Origin of the sequence: Raoultibacter phocaeensis (assembly GCF_901411515.1) — a bacterium.
Classification (GTDB): domain Bacteria; phylum Actinomycetota; class Coriobacteriia; order Coriobacteriales; family Eggerthellaceae; genus Raoultibacter; species Raoultibacter phocaeensis.
Genome location: NZ_CABDUX010000002.1, coordinates 748,459 through 766,110, shown reverse-complemented (window position 1 = coordinate 766,110; position 17,652 = coordinate 748,459). Strand labels below are relative to the sequence as shown.

Annotated in this window: 14 protein-coding genes; 4 read left to right on the top strand and 10 right to left on the bottom strand. The window is 59.9% G+C overall.

Features of this window, described 5'->3' with window-relative positions:
* Entirely contained in the window at positions 1-939 is a 939-nt protein-coding gene (trxB, locus tag FJE54_RS11105; protein WP_218971923.1) for a thioredoxin-disulfide reductase, read from the bottom strand.
* Between the two features lie 204 nt (positions 940-1,143).
* Between trxB and msrB the strand changes: the two genes are divergently transcribed.
* On the top strand, positions 1,144-2,328 hold the full coding sequence (gene msrB / locus FJE54_RS11100; RefSeq protein WP_139652834.1) for a peptide-methionine (R)-S-oxide reductase MsrB: 1,185 nt from the start codon (positions 1,144-1,146) through the stop codon (positions 2,326-2,328).
* Between the two features lie 280 nt (positions 2,329-2,608).
* On the opposite strand, the gene trxA is transcribed toward msrB, so the two are convergent.
* Positions 2,609-2,917 (bottom strand): thioredoxin, encoded by a 309-nt coding sequence (gene trxA, locus FJE54_RS11095; RefSeq protein ID WP_139652833.1) that lies wholly within the window; start codon positions 2,915-2,917, stop codon positions 2,609-2,611.
* 202 nt (positions 2,918-3,119) lie between these two features.
* Here trxA and FJE54_RS11090 point away from each other — a divergent pair, with 202 nt between their 5' ends.
* Entirely contained in the window at positions 3,120-4,052 is a 933-nt protein-coding gene (locus FJE54_RS11090) for a patatin-like phospholipase family protein (RefSeq protein ID WP_139652832.1), read from the top strand.
* Here the strand turns inward: FJE54_RS11090 and FJE54_RS11085 are convergent.
* Complete coding sequence (locus FJE54_RS11085; RefSeq protein ID WP_255467404.1) at positions 4,049-4,921, bottom strand: ion transporter; 873 nt, start codon at positions 4,919-4,921, stop codon at positions 4,049-4,051. The genes FJE54_RS11090 and FJE54_RS11085 overlap by 4 nt on opposite strands.
* Positions 4,922-4,932: 11 nt before the next feature.
* Positions 4,933-5,256 (bottom strand): heavy metal-binding domain-containing protein, encoded by a 324-nt coding sequence (locus tag FJE54_RS11080; RefSeq protein ID WP_139652831.1) that lies wholly within the window; start codon positions 5,254-5,256, stop codon positions 4,933-4,935.
* Between the two features lie 343 nt (positions 5,257-5,599).
* Here FJE54_RS11080 and FJE54_RS11075 point away from each other — a divergent pair, with 343 nt between their 5' ends.
* Positions 5,600-7,576 carry a cation:proton antiporter gene (locus tag FJE54_RS11075; protein WP_139652830.1) on the top strand — a complete coding sequence of 659 codons (1,977 nt, stop codon included), beginning with the start codon at positions 5,600-5,602 and terminating at the stop codon, positions 7,574-7,576.
* Between the two features lie 339 nt (positions 7,577-7,915).
* Here the strand turns inward: FJE54_RS11075 and FJE54_RS11070 are convergent, their stop codons facing one another.
* Entirely contained in the window at positions 7,916-8,569 is a 654-nt protein-coding gene (locus FJE54_RS11070; RefSeq protein WP_180326710.1) for a helix-turn-helix transcriptional regulator, read from the bottom strand.
* 225 nt (positions 8,570-8,794) lie between these two features.
* On the opposite strand from FJE54_RS11070, the gene FJE54_RS11065 reads away from it, so the two are divergent.
* The gene (locus FJE54_RS11065; protein ID WP_139652828.1) at positions 8,795-9,634 is read left to right on the top strand and encodes a hypothetical protein; all 840 of its coding nucleotides are present in this window, start codon (positions 8,795-8,797) and stop codon (positions 9,632-9,634) included.
* Between the two features lie 114 nt (positions 9,635-9,748).
* Here the strand turns inward: FJE54_RS11065 and thrS are convergent, their stop codons facing one another.
* The 5 genes from thrS to FJE54_RS11040 all read right to left on the bottom strand — a co-directional run bounded on the left by thrS (position 9,749) and on the right by FJE54_RS11040 (position 17,585).
* The gene (gene thrS, locus FJE54_RS11060; protein WP_139652827.1) at positions 9,749-11,662 is read right to left on the bottom strand and encodes a threonine--tRNA ligase; all 1,914 of its coding nucleotides are present in this window, start codon (positions 11,660-11,662) and stop codon (positions 9,749-9,751) included.
* A gap of 155 nt (positions 11,663-11,817) precedes the next feature.
* Positions 11,818-12,378: a zinc ribbon domain-containing protein gene (locus tag FJE54_RS11055; protein WP_139652826.1), complete on the bottom strand. Its 561-nt coding sequence runs from the start codon at positions 12,376-12,378 to the stop codon at positions 11,818-11,820.
* A gap of 393 nt (positions 12,379-12,771) precedes the next feature.
* A complete protein-coding gene (locus tag FJE54_RS11050; RefSeq protein WP_139652825.1) occupies positions 12,772-15,456 on the bottom strand; it encodes a valine--tRNA ligase in 2,685 nt (894 codons plus the stop codon).
* Between the two features lie 75 nt (positions 15,457-15,531).
* Entirely contained in the window at positions 15,532-16,944 is a 1,413-nt protein-coding gene (gene clpX / locus FJE54_RS11045) for an ATP-dependent Clp protease ATP-binding subunit ClpX (protein ID WP_255467403.1), read from the bottom strand.
* On the bottom strand, positions 16,944-17,585 hold the full coding sequence (locus FJE54_RS11040; RefSeq protein ID WP_139652824.1) for an ATP-dependent Clp protease proteolytic subunit: 642 nt from the start codon (positions 17,583-17,585) through the stop codon (positions 16,944-16,946). Before FJE54_RS11040 ends, clpX begins: the two co-directional genes overlap by 1 nt.
* Between the last annotated feature and the right edge of the window lie 67 nt (positions 17,586-17,652).

Genomic DNA, 17,652 nt, shown 5'->3' with positions numbered 1-17,652 from the left:
TCACGAAGCCAGGTACTCCGCAGCAGCCTCCGCAGTATTCGCACCATCGGAAACGGCGGTTGTCACCTGCCTGAGCACCTTGGTGCGCACATCCCCTGCAGCGAACACGCCCTCGACCGAGGTGTGGCCGGATTCATCGGCTACGATGTAGCCGCCGTCCAGCTCGACCGCACCGCCGAGGAACTCGGTATTCGGCTCGGTACCCACCGCGACGAACAATCCCGAGCAGTTGATCTCCTCGGTTTCTCCGGTGTCGTAATGCTCCACGATCACGCCGCCGAGCATACCGTCTTTCGCAAGAAGCTCTTTGATGCCCGAATTCCATACGAACTGGACGGTATCGAGCTCTTCGAGCATCTTATGGTAGATGGCCGTGGCGCGCAGCGTATCGCGTCGATGCACCAGGTAGACTTTGCGTGCGATGCGGGCCATATAGATGGCGTCGGCGACTGCCGTGTTGCCGCCCCCCACGATAACCACGTCGCGGTCCTTGAAAAAGTTTCCGTCGCAGGTTGCGCAGTACGAGACGCCGCGGCCGCCGAGCTCGCCTTCGAGCTCCAGACCGAGCCGACGGGGTTTCGCTCCCGTTGCCACGATGACGCTTCGCGCCCCATAGGTGCCGAATCCGGTGTTCAGGACCTTAGGCGATGCGGAGAAGTCAACCGACAGTATCTCCTCGCCAATGTTGACGGAGCCGAACCGGTCGGCCTGTTGTTTCATTGCAAATGCGAGATCGAACCCGTTTATGCCGTCGGGGAACCCCGGGTAGTTCTCGATATGCTCGGTCTGGCCGAGCTGGCCGCCCGGCGTGATGCGCTCGAACACCGCCACCTCAAGCCCCGCTCGCGCTGCGTACAGAGCCGCCGTCATGCCCGCAGGCCCGGAACCGATAACCGCTACGTCGTATACCTTGCTCGGGGCATTCTCTCCCATACCCATGCACGCTCCTTCATATGCTGCCTTAGCACTGCTGTTTCGTATACCTTACCCCGTTTGCGCACCCTTTGCCAAGCGCGGGTATCAACGAACGCGTAACGATTCGGGTGAATGGAGCAAAAAGCCGCAACACGAAGGTAACGCTTTGCGCCGCTTCCTCGAAAGACGAGTTAGATAGGATCATGCCCAAACGACAAGGAGTTTGCTATGGTACCCGAACGCATTACAAACGAAGAAGACGATCTCGATACCCCGATCGACCGGCATGTGATGTATCTCGCCGGCGGCTGCTTCTGGGGACTCGAGGCGTACCTGAAACGCCTTCCGGGCGTCCTGGAGACCCAGGTGGGTTACGCGAACGGCACCACTGAATCGCCGTCGTACCGCGATGTGTGCTACGGCAACACCGGCCACGCCGAAACGGTAGCGGTCGCCTACGACCGAACGGTTCTCCCGACCGAGCTTCTGCTCGAAGCGTTTTTCACCACCATCGACCCCACATCGGTGAACCGCCAGGGAAACGACCGGGGAACCCAATACCGATCGGGCATCTACTACGCCGACATGCACGATGTCCCCATCATCGAGACCGAGCTTCGCGACCTGCAAGAAACCTACGACGAGCCCCTCGCGATCGAGGTCGAGCCGATCGACGGCTTCTTCCCCGCCGAAGAGTACCACCAAGACTACCTCGACAAGAATCCCGGCGGCTACTGCCACATCAACGTGCGCTCTGCCGACGAGTTCGCACGCGAGCACGGACTCGGCAACCGCGTGTTCCTCACGCCCGAGCAGCTTGCATCTGGAATCAGCGACAACGCCGACCCCGCCGATTCCGCCCAGATTCCGGAGCCGTCGACCGAAGAGCCGACCGCTGACGGCATGATCGATGCCTCAGCCTATCACAAACCCCCCGATACCGAGCTTAAGGCGAGCCTTTCGGACATCGCGTACAAGGTTACGCAGGAAAGCGAAACCGAACGCCCCTTCACAGGCGAATACACCCGTACCTTCGACAAGGGCATATACGTCGACATAACCACAGGCGAACCGCTGTTCAGCTCGATCGACAAGTTCGAATCGGGATGCGGTTGGCCGAGTTTCACGTCGCCCATCGCTGAAGAGGTCGTCACCGAGCATTTAGATACGAGTTTCAACACGCTGCGCACCGAAATCCGCAGCCGCGCAGGAGATGCGCACCTCGGGCATGTGTTTCCCGACGGACCCGCCGAAGCGGGCGGCATGCGCTACTGCATCAACAGCGCCGCCTTACGCTTCATCCCGTACGACGAGCTCGATAGCCAGGGATACGGCTACCTCAAGCCGCTCTTCGAAGACTTCGAAGAGGAACGCGAGCTCGCGGATGCCGAGCCGCTTTCGAGCCGCGCGTAAGCCTCGGGGCGCCGCGCGCGCGAGCCGCCCAAACGCGGTGCCCTCAAACGCTCTGCGTCCGTTCGCCCTACCGCAACCAACCTTTCGCTGGCGGATCACCTCGCCGCCACCGCTCCCGTTCGCTCTCTCGCAACCGGCCCGCACTGGTGGATCGTCTCGTTGTGCTGACCGTTGTTCGCCCTACCGCAACCAACCTTTCGCTGGCGGATCGCCGTTCGTCTGCACAAAAAAAGGCCGATGCGCGCTGCACCGGCCCTATTGTTGCGATTATGTCGGAATGTTAGTCGAACATTGCCATGATCTGGGCTTTCGGTTGGGCTCCAACCGTTTGCTTCTTTATCTGACCGCCTTCGAACAAAATCAGCGTCGGAACGCTCATCACGCCATAGCGCGAAGCGATCTCGGGACTCTGGTCGATATCGAGCTTGTAGACCTTCGCCTTGCCATCCATATCCTTGGTAATTTCCTCCAACGTGGGAGCGAGCATCCTGCACGGACCGCACCACGTCGCAAAGAAATCGACCAACACCGGCTGCTTCTCGTCGAGCACCTTGCTCTGGAACTCCGCCGACGTAATAACCTCGCTCATTGCAACCTCCTAAAAGCTGCGCGGGTCTCTCGATCCGCTCGCATGCTCGCATTTCGTTCGCATGCTCATCTTGTATTGATTCCATTGTAGCGGTTCGCATCGGCGCTGAACACGAGTGTTGCCATTTAGGAAACAAATCGACGTTATTCGGACGAACAGTAAGAAGCGCTATACTATCGGTTTGACAGAAGGGAACGAAAGCATGGAAACCAGCAAGCAAACACCTGCAGAGCGCGTGCACGCAAGCCTCCACGAACCGGCATACACAGGATGCGCCGCATCGCCTGTGAACCTCGTACTCGAAGGCGGCGCGATGCGCGGTCAGTTCACCGCAGGAGTCCTCGATTTCTTCATGGATCAGAAGTTCTGGGCGCATCACGTCATCGGCACCTCGGCAGGTGCGCTCAACGGCTATAACTACGTTGCGGGCGAAGACGGACGCACGTGCTACCTCAACACCAAGTACTGCTCGGATTGGCGCTATCTTTCGATGAAAAGCTTCGTGCGCACCGGCAACGCCTTCGGTGTCGAGTTCACATTCGATACGATCCCCAACGTACTCGAGCCCTTCAATTACGAGGCGTTTCGGAACTCGCCCATGAAACTCACCACCGTTGCAAGCAACCTCGAAACCGGCGAAGCCGACTACCATGCGTTTACCGATCCTATAGCCGATCTTCCCTACCTCATCGCATCGTCGGCCATGCCGCTTGTAAGCAAGATCGTCGAGATCGACGGAAAGCATCTGCTCGACGGGGGCACGTGCGATAGCGTTCCCATCATGTACTCGCTTTTCACCAGCACGAAGAAGCATGTTGTCGTGCTTACGCAGCACGAAAGCTACAAGAAGGAGCCCAACAAGCTCCAGGCACTCGCTTCGCGCCAATACAGCGCGTATCCGTACTTCGTCGACCGCATGCGCTACCGCCACTTCGAATACAACCGCCTGTACCGCGCGCTTCCGAAAATGCACGAAAATGATACGGTGTTCGTGATCCGGCCGCCCGAGCCGGTAACCATCGGAAGCATGGAGAAGGATCCCGACAAATTGTTCGCCCTCTACGAACAGGGATACGAAACCGCGGCACGAACCTGGCCTGAGCTCAAGCGCTATCTAGGAGACGACCTGCGCTAGCGGCTCGCGTCCCCATCCCCCTCATCTTGCCCTTCGCACTCGTCCATCCGCTCCCGGCGTTCGCGACGGGCCGTGCGGGCGTCGTCTTCCCTAAATTGCGACACGAACCCTGCGGAGAAAATACCCGCGGGAATGGCGACGACCGCGATCGAAAGCACCATCGTGCAGAAGCCGATGAAGCGGCCCATGCCCGTCACCGGCACCAAATCGCCGTATCCCGTCGAGGTGATGGTAGTCATGGCCCAGTACATGCCCGTGAACACGCTGTCGAACTTTTCGGGCTGCACGGGGTTTTCCACCTGGTACATGAGCACGCTCGCCGTCACCGTGAGCAACGCGAGCACCATGAACGCCGAGATGATCTCCTGACGGCGCTTCTCGAATACGAGCGCGATCGAATGCAACCCTTTCATATAGCGCGATATCTTTATGAGGCGCACGAGACGGATCACGGGAACGCTCGCCAACAGCGCAGGTGAAAGCGGAAAGAACCAGGCAAGCATACCCGGAAGAAAGGCAAGCAGGTCGATCAGACCCATGAGCGATACGACATAGCGCACGCGTGCGCGCTTTGGCTTCATGTCCGCATGCGACAGATCGGATGTCCATACGCGAAAGCAGTACTCGATAAGGAAGCACACCGTCGACACCATGCCGATCGCCGCCATCACGGCATAGATGACATCCGGAAGGCCCGTATGGGCATCCACGAATACGAACAGCGCGTTTGCGATGATGAGGACGAATATTCCGATACCGAATACGCGTGCCGGCACATTGCCGCGCATCGGAGCATTGAGCGCGTAGAACGCCTGGCGCTTGAAAGGGGAAGCGTCGTCAAGCTTGCCGTCATCAACCCGCAACGTCACGATGCGCTCTCCTACTTAGCGGCCAGCGTCACGGCGGTGCCCGAGGCCGTGACCATGAGCATGTTGCCCTGGCCGAGCACTTCGTAGTCGATATCCACGCCAACGACCGCATGCGCACCCATCGAGGCCGCCCGCTGCTCAAGCTCCTGCAGCGCCTCGGTGCGCGCCTGCGTCAGCTCCGCTTCGTAGCCTTCGCTTCTTCCGCCGACTATGTTGCGAATACCCGCGCCGAAGTCCCGCAAGAAATTGACACCGGTAATGACTTCCCCGAATACGACGCCGTAGTATCCGGTAATGGCGTAACCTTCAACTTCCGGTGTGGTGGTAACGATCATGGCAACGTCCTTTCTTTTTCGATTCGCCGTATATGCTACCGCGAAAACGTGCGGTTTTCGTCGGGATCGACCGTTTGCAACCAATCGATTTACGTATCGGGGCTGTACAACATGAGTGCGCACATGAGATCGAGGTCGAGCATGCCTTGAACAACCGCAAGCGCGCTTTCGGCTGTGCGACATGACTCGACCCCCGAAAACGACAGGTCAGCACCAGTCCTCTTCTGCTCCTTTTCGTAGATACGCAGGTCGTTGCAAGGGGTTTACGAATTCCCGATCATAGGAGGTGTATAATCTCCCAAACCGAACCGTACCGTTTGAGCCGCCAGAAAGGGCCTGCTCTATGCCCGTCGATCTCATATCGCTCGCCGTCATCGCGCTCGTCGCCGCCGTGTCCCCGATGGTCGCCCAGCTCATCCCTGGAAAACCGATACCCGAAGTCGTCTTCCTCCTTGTCGCAGGAGCCCTGCTCGGGCCGTACATGGTCGATTTGATCCGCATGACCGAATCGGTGGCGCTGCTTTCAGACCTTGGTCTCGCGTTTCTTTTCTTGCTCGCGGGCTACGAAATCAATCCGAAGCATTTGACGGGCTCGCAGGGAAAACGCGGCCTCGTCACGTGGATCATCACGCTCGGTCTCGGGTTTTTGGCTGTGCGGCTCTCCCCTAACTTCTCGATCAGCCATGTCGACGGCATCGCGGTCGCTATCGCCCTTACCACAACCGCGCTCGGCACGCTGCTTCCCATCCTCAAAGAGCGCAACCTCATGGAAACCCGCGTGGGCGAATCGATCCTCGCCTACGGAACCTACGGCGAGCTCGGTCCCGTCATCGCCATGGCCCTTCTGCTTTCGTCGCGCGCGGAATGGAAAACGGTGCTCATCCTCATCGGCTTCGTCGGCGTCGCGGTTTTGGCGGGCGTATTCTCCGCCAAGGCGAAGAAGGCCGGCGGTGCGGGGTTCAAGTTCCTCACCGCCAACGCCAACACCACCGCCCAGACGGCCATGCGCGTGACGGTGCTTCTGCTCGTGGCACTCGTCGCCCTCTCGGCAATCTTCGATCTCGACATCGTGCTCGGCGCTTTCGCAGCAGGGTTCGTGCTGCGCTACGTGATTCCCGAAGGCGACCACGACCTCGAAATGAAGCTCGACGGCATCGCGTACGGGTTCCTCATCCCCGTGTTCTTCATCGCGTCGGGCGCGAAGATCAACCTCATGGCGGTGTTCACGCAGCCTGTGCTTCTTGTCGGGTTCATTCTCATGCTGCTGCTCATCCGCGCTGTTCCCATATTCATCGCGCTGACGACCGGCAAGGATACGCGTGACATGTCGCCGAACAGTCGCCTCACCGTTGCTCTGTACTGCACGACCGCCTTGCCCATCATCGTGGCTGTGACAAGCGTGGCGGTAAAGGTGGGTGCCATGCCGCAAGACACCGCTTCGGTACTCGTATCGGCAGGCGCCATCACTGTGTTCCTCATGCCGTTTCTCGCTTCTATAACCTACCGCGTGGTCGATGCGCAACCCATCGTCGCCGTCAAGGAGATCAGCAAGAACCCTCGCGAGATCGGCAGCATCCTGCGCGACCACCTGGCGCTCGAGCGCATGCTCGCCAAGCAGGACGCGGCTTTGCGAGCCGCTTCGTTCGCCCGCACGAAAGCGGCTGGCTTTCTCTCGCATCACACAGGCCGCGGCCCCATGGATACCTGGCTTCCAAGCGATCATATCGACCGCGCGAACGCGCTCATCCAGGGAGCCGAACTCGATCCAGCGCTCTGGGATGAGATCAAGAAGCAAGGCGATGACGAATGGGCATCGGCGAAGCGCACGGGCGACAAAACATGGGAGCACCTCAAAACCGAGGGCGATCTGCGCTGGCAGACCGTGAAGAAAGTCGGCGACCAGACCGTCGAGGCGCAGCAAAGCGGCAACTGGCAGGATAAAGCCGCCGCCCTCCAAAGCCGCACCGCACTGCGCACCGCCGCAGAAGAGAAGCGCGACGAGCTCGCTCGAAAGGCATCGGCCGCGCGAGCCGCCCATGCCGATCGCGTGGCGCTTCTGTTCGCAGCCGAGCAGGCGCGCCGTCTGGCCGAATTCGAAAAACTCAGCGACGACGAGAAAGCCGAGATCGAAGCCGCCCACAAGAAACGCCGCGAAGAGCGCCACACTGCACGCGAAGCTCGGCGCGCGCTGCGCAAAGAAGAGGGCCGCCGATTCGGACGCGGCTACGGATCGTGGGGTGCGGGCGACGACGAGGAAGATACGGGAGCCGACGACGTGCTAGAAGAAAAACCTGGCACCTCCGACGATGCCGCCGGCTAGCCACCGAGGAAGCAGACGGCGCCCATGGCGAAAAGCTCTGGCCATCCGCCTCCACATGCTCAGCGCATCGGGATTAAGGGAGTTTTCGATTCCCAGCATCGCGGAACATCGAAAATTTGAAAATGTGGAGCAAAGGTGGCAGAGATTTGCGATCGTGAACTGTAAAAGCCTCACTGGAGCTGCAATCGGAGCCGGAGATCTTGTGCAACTGCACGAGACCCGCAGATCGGGAATTTAGCTTCCTCCCTTTCTAGCCCTGAGCAAGTTCAGCATCGTAAATCTCTGCCAACATGAAGGCCTCTCGCGATTTTTCTTCCGCTACCGCTCGTTCGACAATCGTCATTCCGAAGCCGAGGCGGGTCCGTACACTTTCTCGCTGAGACCTTGTTTGCGATTCACGCCCATCTTGCGATAGATATGGCGAACATGGGTCTTCACCGTGTTGTCGGAGATGAAAAGCTCCCCCGCTATCGCCGCAAAGCTTTTGCCGTCGAGTAGCAGCCGCAGCACCTCTTCTTCCCTTCGGGTAAGATCGTACCGGCGTGCAGCCATCGCATACACCATCGCCGACTCAGAAGACAGCGTATCGGATGAAACATCGGCTACCCTTGAATTACAAGCGGGATCCTCCTTCAGTCCCGAAACGCCGGTTTCGATAGCGCGCATCCGATAGCGACCCATCTGCAAATACGCAACCGCCGCAAGCGCGTCCCTTGTCTCCCAATATCGAAAGAGAACAATCGACAGGAACAGAGCCGCAACAAGGAGCACGGCAAGGAAAATCGCAACGAATGCCTCATCCGCACCAAGAGCATCCGTTGCAATTGGGCCGAGCAACGCCGCCGCGGTAAGCGCAATGGCCCAGAGTGCCACCATGCGATAGTGAACCCGCAAAGGGTGCTGAACGAAGAATGCGCATGAAACGGCGATGCAGAATCCAGCGAACACGCCCGTCAAACACAAAACAGACACCATCGCAGCCCAATCGAACATCGCACCATATTCCTTAGCCCTCATATCCGCAAACGAAGCCCGCTCTACCGTGTTCGCAAGCGCAGCGCATACCAACTGGCAACCGTTGGTCTTCGCACGAAACAGCGTAGCAAATCGTCGCATCGCAAAAGCCGAGAACAGGGGTGATATAAATCATCATTGCTGATTTTCGTCTTTGCGTGATAGGGTTTCAGGTAATGAACCCGTCGTAAAGGATGTGATCTGTTGCAGGCAACCACGCGAACAAAACGTATCACAGCGGGCATATGCTGCCTGCTTGCAGGAGCGCTTGTCGCAGGATGGGCAATCGGACGCTACCTTCCTGGATCACCGAGAACCGCTGCTACCGAGTACGAAGCCGAGGCATGGAGTTTCGCCGTCTACAGCACCGTCGAGGCAGAAAGCGTCGTCGACATACCTCCGAACATGCCCTATGCGCTTGAGGATCTTGAGCAAGGCAGGAAACACTTGATAACCGATGAAGAGCTCGATTTCATGGGTACGGAAATCGCCCGGCAGTTCGCCGAGACGCCCGAATGGTCCTACGAATGCTCGGCCCTCACCATGAAGGTCGAAAGCTCGAAGGCCGTCAGCCTGCAATCATTCCGAGAATGGTACCCGCACTATGCCGAGGCAAACCCCCGTCAGCGAAAACCGCTTGAGAGCTTTGTCGTGTTTGCCGATATCACCCTCGCAAACGAAAGCGACGCAGAAACCTACATGCCCACGCTCGCGCTCTGGGCAGACAGGTTCGACGGTACGGACTCCGACTTTATCGGCAGCGGATGGCAGCTGGACCTCGGCATCTTTTCGGAATTATACGGCGAGCCCCGGCAAGACGAGAACCTCATCCACTACGCCCTGAAGGATGGCTGGAACATACTTGCGCCCTCGGAGAAACGAACCATTACGGTAGCGTTCGTGCTCCCGAAACAAGAGTTGACCGGAACCCATGCCGATGGAACCTACGACCTTTCGAAATTCTGCATAACCACGTGGGACAGCGAGCCCGCTACAGCATACCGCTTCTGGCTTCCCGACCCAAACGAAAACGACCGTCGATAGCCGCATAGCGTACACCGACCGACACGATTCCGACAGGAAAATACGCGAGGCTCCGAGCGATCGATTCATTCGAGCTGCCCGGAGCCTCAATGACGCAGTAGTTGGGAAATCGTTTTACAACGCCGCTTCCTCGATGATATCGACGAGCTTCTGGACGTCCCAGCTGCCCAGATCGCCTTCATGGCGTTCGCGCACGCTCACGGTGCCGTTCTCGACTTCTTTATCGCCGAGCACGACCATGTAGGGGATCTTCTGGCTCTGCGCCTTCGCGATCTTCACGCGCATAGGCTCGTTTTGCGCATAGAGCTCTACGCGTCCGCCCGCCGCCTTCAGCTTGCCGATGAGTTCGTTCGCCGCATCGACGTGGCGATCGGTCAGGGGCAGCACAGCCACCTGCACGGGTGCGAGCCACAAAGGCAGCGCGCCTGCATAGTGCTCGATCAGGATACCCAAGAAACGCTCGATCGAACCGAAGATGGCGCGGTGAAGCATCCAGGGACGCTCCTCGGAGTTGTCCTCGGTGCGGTACGTCAAGTTAAACCGTTCGGGAAAGTTGAAGTCGACCTGAACGGTCGAGCACTGCCACGTACGACCGATGGCATCTTTCACCTTGATGTCGATCTTCGGACCGTAGAATGCGCCGTCGCCCTCGTTGATCTCGTACTCAAGGCCGTGGCGGGAGCACGCTTCCTCAAGCGACGTCGTTGCATGCTCCCACATGTCGTCAGAACCGATGCTCTTCTCGGGACGTGTCGATATTTCGGCCGTGTACTCGAACCCGAACGTGGTCATGATGTGGTCCACGAGATCGAGGATGGCGACCACCTCGTCGACCACCTGGTCTTTGGTGCAGAACACATGCGCATCGTCTTGCGTGAACCCGCGGGCGCGCAGAAGGCCGTGCACGACGCCGCTCATCTCGTGGCGGTAGACCGTGCCGAACTCGAAGTAGCGCAGCGGCAGATCGCGATAGGAGTGCAAGTCGGCCTTGTACAGCATGACGTGGCCGGGGCAGTTCATGGGCTTCACGCCGTACTCGCTCATGCGCGGATTCTCTTCGTCGCCCTCGTTGATCTCGAAGAAGTACATGTTCTCATGGTAGAAGTCGTAGTGGCCGCTCATCTTCCACACGTCGGCGTTATAGATGTGCGGCGTGATGACCTCCTCGTAGCCGCGCTCGTACAGATCGCGGCGCAGCCACTCCTGCATCGTGCGGATGATGCGCGCGCCCTTGGGCAGATACATCGGCAGGCCGACGCCGGCGAGCGGATCCATCGTGTAGATGCCGAGCTCGCGGCCCAGCTTGCGATGATCGCGCTTCTCGGCTTCTTCGAGATTGTGAAGATAGGTTTCAAGCTCCTTCTTGCTGAAGAATGCCGTGCCGTACACGCGCTGGAGCATCTCGCGCTCGCTGTCGCCGCGCCAGTACGCGCCGGCGAGCTTTGTGAGCTTGAACGCGGGAACCTTCGACGTGTCGGGAAGATGGGGGCCGCGGCACAGATCGGTGAACCTGCCGATCGAGTACGTGGTGATGGCCTCGTCCTCGGGCAGCTCGGCAATGAGCTCGAGCTTGAACGGCTGGTCGGAGAAAAGTTCCTCGGCTTCGGCGCGCGTAACAACGCGACGTTCAAATGGCTCGGCAGCAGCGATGATCTCGGCCATGCGGGCCTCGACTTTCGCAAGATCATCGGGACCCAGATTGTCGTCCAGCTTGATATCGTAGTAGAAACCGTCCTCGATCGCAGGACCGACGCCGAACTTCACATCGCCGTACAAGTCCACGAGCGCCGCCGCCATGATATGCGCCGTCGAATGCCTGAGTATCTCGATGGCTTCGGGAGTCTTATTCGTGATGATCGATACCTGCTCGCCATCGTGCACCTCGCAACCGAGATCGACCGCAACGCCGTCGACGATGCCGGCAAGCGCAGCTTTCGCAAGGCCTGCGCCGATCGACGCCGCTATGTCGGCAACCGTCGCGCCGTCCTCGAGTTCCTTGCGCGATCCGTCGGGCAAAATGATTTCCATGTCAAATCCTTTCCTGTGCCGGGTGCGTACAAAGCACCTGCACGATCGTTGCGGTGCCGTCCCTCGCGGATCGAACACCTTCATGCGGGCCCATCGGCCCTACGAACAACGAAGCCGCCATACGAGGGCGGCTTCGCGTTGCATACAGTTGAGAACTACTGTGCGCCGAGCTCATCGCCCGAGCGCGAACGTGAGCGAGCCGATCTCGCTTGCTGGGTGGCCGCATTCTGCGGCGTGGTAGTTGTCGCGCCTGAACGGGGTCGCACAGCACCACGGCGAGGCGCGCCTCCTGTAACGGGGGTGGCGCAGTACGGGCACACCGTCCACGACGGATCGAGCGCATGATTGCAGGTCATGCAGAGGTTCTTCAAGCGCTGGTGGCAGTTCGGGCACAGAACGAAATCGGCCTCCACCGGATAGCCGCAGTTCGCGCATTCGCCGTACTTCATGAGCTCGCGCTGCTTGAGTGCGATTTCGAGTTCCTGCTCGTCGCGGTCGATCTGCAGAAGCGGGGGGCGAAGCAAGCAATACGCTATCACGCCGACAAGCGGCACGAGCGCGACGATCGCCCAGATGTACCAGAATGATCCACGCAGGTAGGCATCGCGCACCACCCAAACGATGGACAGCACGTAGAGCACGACCAGCAGCACGACGACGATCGTGAATGCCGATTGCAGCTCGGGCGTCCACAGCTGGGACAACAGTTCGTTCATGGTAACCTCGTTTTCCTCGGTCAGCGCGCGCGGCACAGGCCGTTTTTAACGCGCACGAGTCGACCATCTGCGCCGACACAGTGCCCTATTGTAACAAAGAACCTATGCACGCCAAGTAGATACCCCTAATTTCCTCGGAAAACCGATGGGGGGATGCGCCTTTCCACAGGTCGTCCAAAGATGTCGCGCAGCGAACCTTGGTGGACACCGAAAGCCGGGAGCCGACTGACGGTGAAGTGCGAGCGTCGGAGGCTCAAGCGCGGATAACAGTATCGCCCAAAAACACGGTTCTTGCGCCTAATCCGTGTTTTTCGGGCGACACTGTGCACACAACGAAGCGGCTGCACCGTCGCCGAAACGATGCAGCCGCTTTCGCCTGAATGTTGCAGCGCCCTACCATATTTCGGCAAGCTGTCCTTCGATGCGGGCGAGCATATCGGTGAGCTCGGTGCACTTCGCGCGGTCCTTCTCGACGATCTCGGGTGCCGCTTTCGCAAGAAAGCCCGGGTTCGAAAGCTTCTTCTCGAGCTTCGCCGCGTCGGCCGCAACCTTCGCCCGCTCCTTCTCGAGGCGAGCACGCTCGGCCTCGAAATCGACAAGCCCCGCTAGCACGATGTAGACCTCGAGGCCCGCGGCGAGCGCGATGCCCGATTCGGCGGGCTTCTCGGCATCGGCCGCAATCACAAGGTCGTCCACATTCGCCATGTCGGCGACGAGCTGTCGCTGCGCGTCGAGCAGCTCTACATCGTGCGCATCCGCTTTAACGACCACCGAAAGCGCTGTCTTCGGCGTGATGCCGTAGCGCGAGCGGGTCGAGCGGATCCCCGACACCGTCTCGGTCACCATGGTGATGGCGCGCTCGGCATCGGCGTCAACGTAGCGCGCAAGCGCGGAAGCGTCGGGCCACGAGGCTATGATCAGGTACGGAGCATCCGCCTTGTCGACGGGCAGCTCCTGGTATATCTCCTCGGTCACAAACGGCATGATGGGATGCAGAAGCCTGAGCGCCGTATCGAGCACGAACACGAGGTTACGCTGGCACGCAGCGCGGTCCTCGGCCGAACCGTTCAGGCGGCTCTTCGAGAACTCGATGTACCAATCGCAGAACTCGTTCCAGAAAAACGTGTAGAGCTCGCGGGTGATCTCACCGAACTCGAAGCGCGCGAACGCCCCGTCGATGCGGGCCACCAGCCCCGCAAGGCGCGAGAATATCCACCGGTCGGCAGGGGTCACCGGCTCGGGCTCGCCCGGTTCAAAGCCGTCCAGGTTCATCATCACGAACCGCGCGGCGTTTCTGATCTTGTTCGCGAAGTTACGGCTGCTTTCGAGCTTCGCTTCGTTGAACTTGAGGTCTTGGGCGCCGGTCACCTGCATAAGGAGACCGAAGCGCATGCCATCGGCACCGTAATCCTCCATGAGGCGCAAAGGATCGACGCCGTTGCCGCGCGACTTGCTCATCGGCTTGCCGTCCGCCGCCATGACCGTCGGGTGGATGATGACGTTCTCGAAGGGAATCTCCTTGCAGCAATACATCGACGACATGACCATGCGCGCCACCCACAACCCCATGATATCGCGGGCGGTCGAAAGCACTTGGGTGGGGTACGCGAGCTTGATCTCGGGCGCATCCATGCCCGCTTCGGGCCACCCCATCGTGGCGAACGGCCAGAGCTGCGAAGAGAACCAGGTGTCGAGCACATCGTCGTCCTGGCGAACAGGGGCGCCGCACACAGGACATACCTCGATATCCTCGACGCTCGCATCTTCCCAGCCGCACGCGTCGCAGTAGAACATCGGGATGCGATGCCCCCACCACAGCTGCCGCGAGATGCACCAATCCTTGAGGTTTTCCATCCAGTCGAGATAGACCTGCTTCCAGCGCTCGGGATAAAACGCCACCGACCCGTCCTCAACCACGCGGGCAGCATCGCGCTTCAACCCGTCCACGGCAACGAACCATTGCTCGGAGAGCCATGGCTCGAGCTTCGTGTGGCAGCGGTAGCACGTCATGACCGAATGGTCGTGCTCCTCGACGTGATCGAGCAGCCCGAGCTCTTCGAACTTCGCCACCACGGCCTCGCGGGCCTCGTCGCGCGTCATACCCGAGAACTCGCCATAACCTTCGACCACAACCGCGTTCTCGTCGAAGATGTTGATGCGCTCAAGGCCGTTGCGCTCGCCCATCGCGTAATCGTTCGGATCGTGCGCGGGCGTGACCTTCACAAATCCGGTGCCGAATTCGGGATCCACATGGAAATCGCTGAAGATGGGTATCTCGCGATCCACGAGCGGCAGCATAACCGAACGCCCAACGAGCGCCTTCTTCGATTCATCTTTCGGACTCACCGCAACGCCCGTATCGCCGAGCATGGTTTCGGGGCGCGTGGTGGCCACAACGATGTAGTCCATGCCATCCACCGGCTCGGTAAGGGGGTAACGCAGGTACCACAGGTGCCCCGCTTCGTCCACGTACTCCGCCTCGTCATCGGCAATGGCCGTCGTGCAGCTCGGACACCAGTTGACGATGCGCTTACCGCGGTAGATGAGATCGTCGCGATACCAGTCGACGAAGACCTGGCGCACGGCTTTCACGTACGCTGGCTCGAGCGTGAAATGCTCGTCGGAGTAATCGCATGAGCAGCCCATGCCCTTGATTTGGTTCACGATGGTTGCACCGTATTCGCGGTACCAGTCGTAGCACGCCTCGACGAACGCCTCGCGCCCGATCTCGAGCCTCGATATGCCCTCGTCGGCAAGCTTCTTGTCCACCTTGGTCTGCGTGGCGATGCCCGCATGGTCGGTGCCGAGGATCCACCTGGCTTGGTAGCCCTGCATGCGCGCACGGCGGATGCAGGTATCCTGGATGGTGTCGTTCAGGGCGTGGCCCATATGGAGCGCGCCGGTGATGTTGGGGGGAGGAATGACGATCGTGTACGCATCGCCCTCATGCTCCCCGAAACCCGGGGTGCGCTTGAAGTAGCCCTGCTTCTCCCAGGCCTCGATAAGGGGGCGTTCGTGCGCGGCGAAATCGTAGTCGACCCGCTTCTTCGCCTGCTCGTTGTTCTTCTCTTCCGACATAGTCTCCTCTTATCCCTGAATGCAAAAGGCGGGCGCAAAGCTCAAAGCCGCGCCCGCCCGATTTCCGCTTTGCGTTTAGGCGCTTCGCTTGGGCTTGCGCTTCGATACCTTCACCGCTACGATCTCGGGCTTCGTTTCGCCCGTGATATCGCTTTCCCGTACGACGACGCTCGACGCGCCTTCCTGTTCGGGCAGATCATACATCACATCGAGCAGCACGCGTTCCATGATGGAGCGCAGACCGCGCGCGCCCGTGCCGTGGCTTACCGCTTCGCGCGCGATGGCGCGCAGGGCATCGGGCTCGAACACGAGATCGGCGTCTTCGAACTCGAACATGCGCGTGTACTGTTTGACAAGCGCGTTCTTCGGTTCGGTGAGGATGCGCACCAGATCATCCTCCGAAAGTTCCTTGAGCGAGGTGATCACCGGGATGCGCCCGACGAACTCGGGGATCATGCCGTACTTGTTGAGGTCTTCGGGCAGCACGCGTGCGAGCAGCTCCTCTTCGGTCTGCTTCTTGGCCTTCGGCGGCTCCGCGTTGAACCCGAGCCCGGTCTTTCCGACGCGCTGGCCGATGATGTCGGACAGTCCCACGAACGCCCCACCCAGTATGAACAGGATGTTCGTCGTATCGATATGGATGAGCTCCTGCTGGGGGTGCTTGCGCCCCCCTTGCGGCGGCACACTCGCCTCGGTGCCCTCGACGATCTTGAGAAGCGCCTGCTGCACGCCCTCGCCCGACACGTCGCGCGTGATCGAAAGGTTTTCGGCCTTACGCGCGATCTTGTCGATCTCGTCGATGTAGATGATGCCGATTTCGGCACGCGATACATCAAAGTCGGCTGCGGTGATGAGCTTCAACAGGATGTTCTCCACATCCTCGCCCACATAGCCCGCCTCGGTGAGCGTGGTCGCGTCCGCTATGGCGAACGGAACCTGCAGCGTGCGGGCGAGCGTTTGGGCAAGGAGCGTCTTTCCCGAACCGGTGGGCCCAAGCAGAAGGATGTTGCTCTTCGCTATCTCCACATCGTCGTCGTCGAGATCCTCGTCGAGGCTGATGCGCTTGTAGTGGTTGTACACGGCAACGGACAGGGCGCGTTTCGCTGTTTCCTGCCCCACTACGTGCTCGGAAAGCTCTTCGTAGAGCTCATGGGGCGTTGGCAGATCGGCGAGGATGTCTTCGGGTTCGGGCTCGATGACGCTCGGCTCGATGGAACCGCGCGCGTGGCGGGCGGCGGTACCACCCTTGCCGTAGGCAACAGGCGTCGGGGAATCCATATCCCCCGACGCGTTGTTGAGACCCATATCGCGCATCATAGCATCCGCGCACACCGAAATGCACTCGTCGCAGATGTAGATGCCGCCCGGCCCCGATATCATGGCCGATACCTGGTGCGGCGCTTTGCCGCAGAAGGCGCACGCGATATCACGGGGATCCTGCTCCATCCCGTATCCGGCGTCGCGCCCGTCGATCCTATCGTTAGGCATTACTCTTCGCTTTTCTTGTCATCGCTCACGACGGCCTGGGACTTCACGATGTCGTCCACGAGCCCGTACGCCTTCGCCTCTTCGGCGGTCATGTAGTTGTCGCGCTCGGTATCGTTTTGAATGGTCTCGAGCGATTGGCCCGTGTTATCCGCGAGGATCTTGTTCAGGCGCTCGCGTGTCTTGAACATGAAGTCCGCAACGATCGCGATCTCGGTCTGCTGGCCCTGCGCTCCGCCCGAAGGCTGATGGATGAGCACCATTGAGTTGGGCAGGCAGAGCCTCTTTCCCTTGGTGCCCGAACTCAACAGCACGGCGGCCATCGATGCGCATTCGCCGAGGCAGATCGTCGACACGTCGCACTTGATGAAGTTCATCGTGTCGAGAATCGCGAGCCCGGCTGTAACCGAGCCTCCGGGCGAGTTGATGTAGAGCGAGATGTCCTTGTCGGGATCGGAGTTCGCCAGATGGAGCATCTGCGCCACCACCGAGTTGGCAACGTTGTCGTCGATCTGCTCGCCCAAAAAGATGATGCGATCATTGAGCAGGCGAGAGTAGATGTCGTAGCTGCGCTCCCCGCGCGGCGATTGCTCGATGACGTAAGGGATGAGCGCTGAGGTTGCGGGTTGGATGTTCGATGTCATGTATGCCTCGTTTCCGGCGGATAGATCCGCCTGACTCTCATATGCTTGATTGCTTGATCGGTATGCT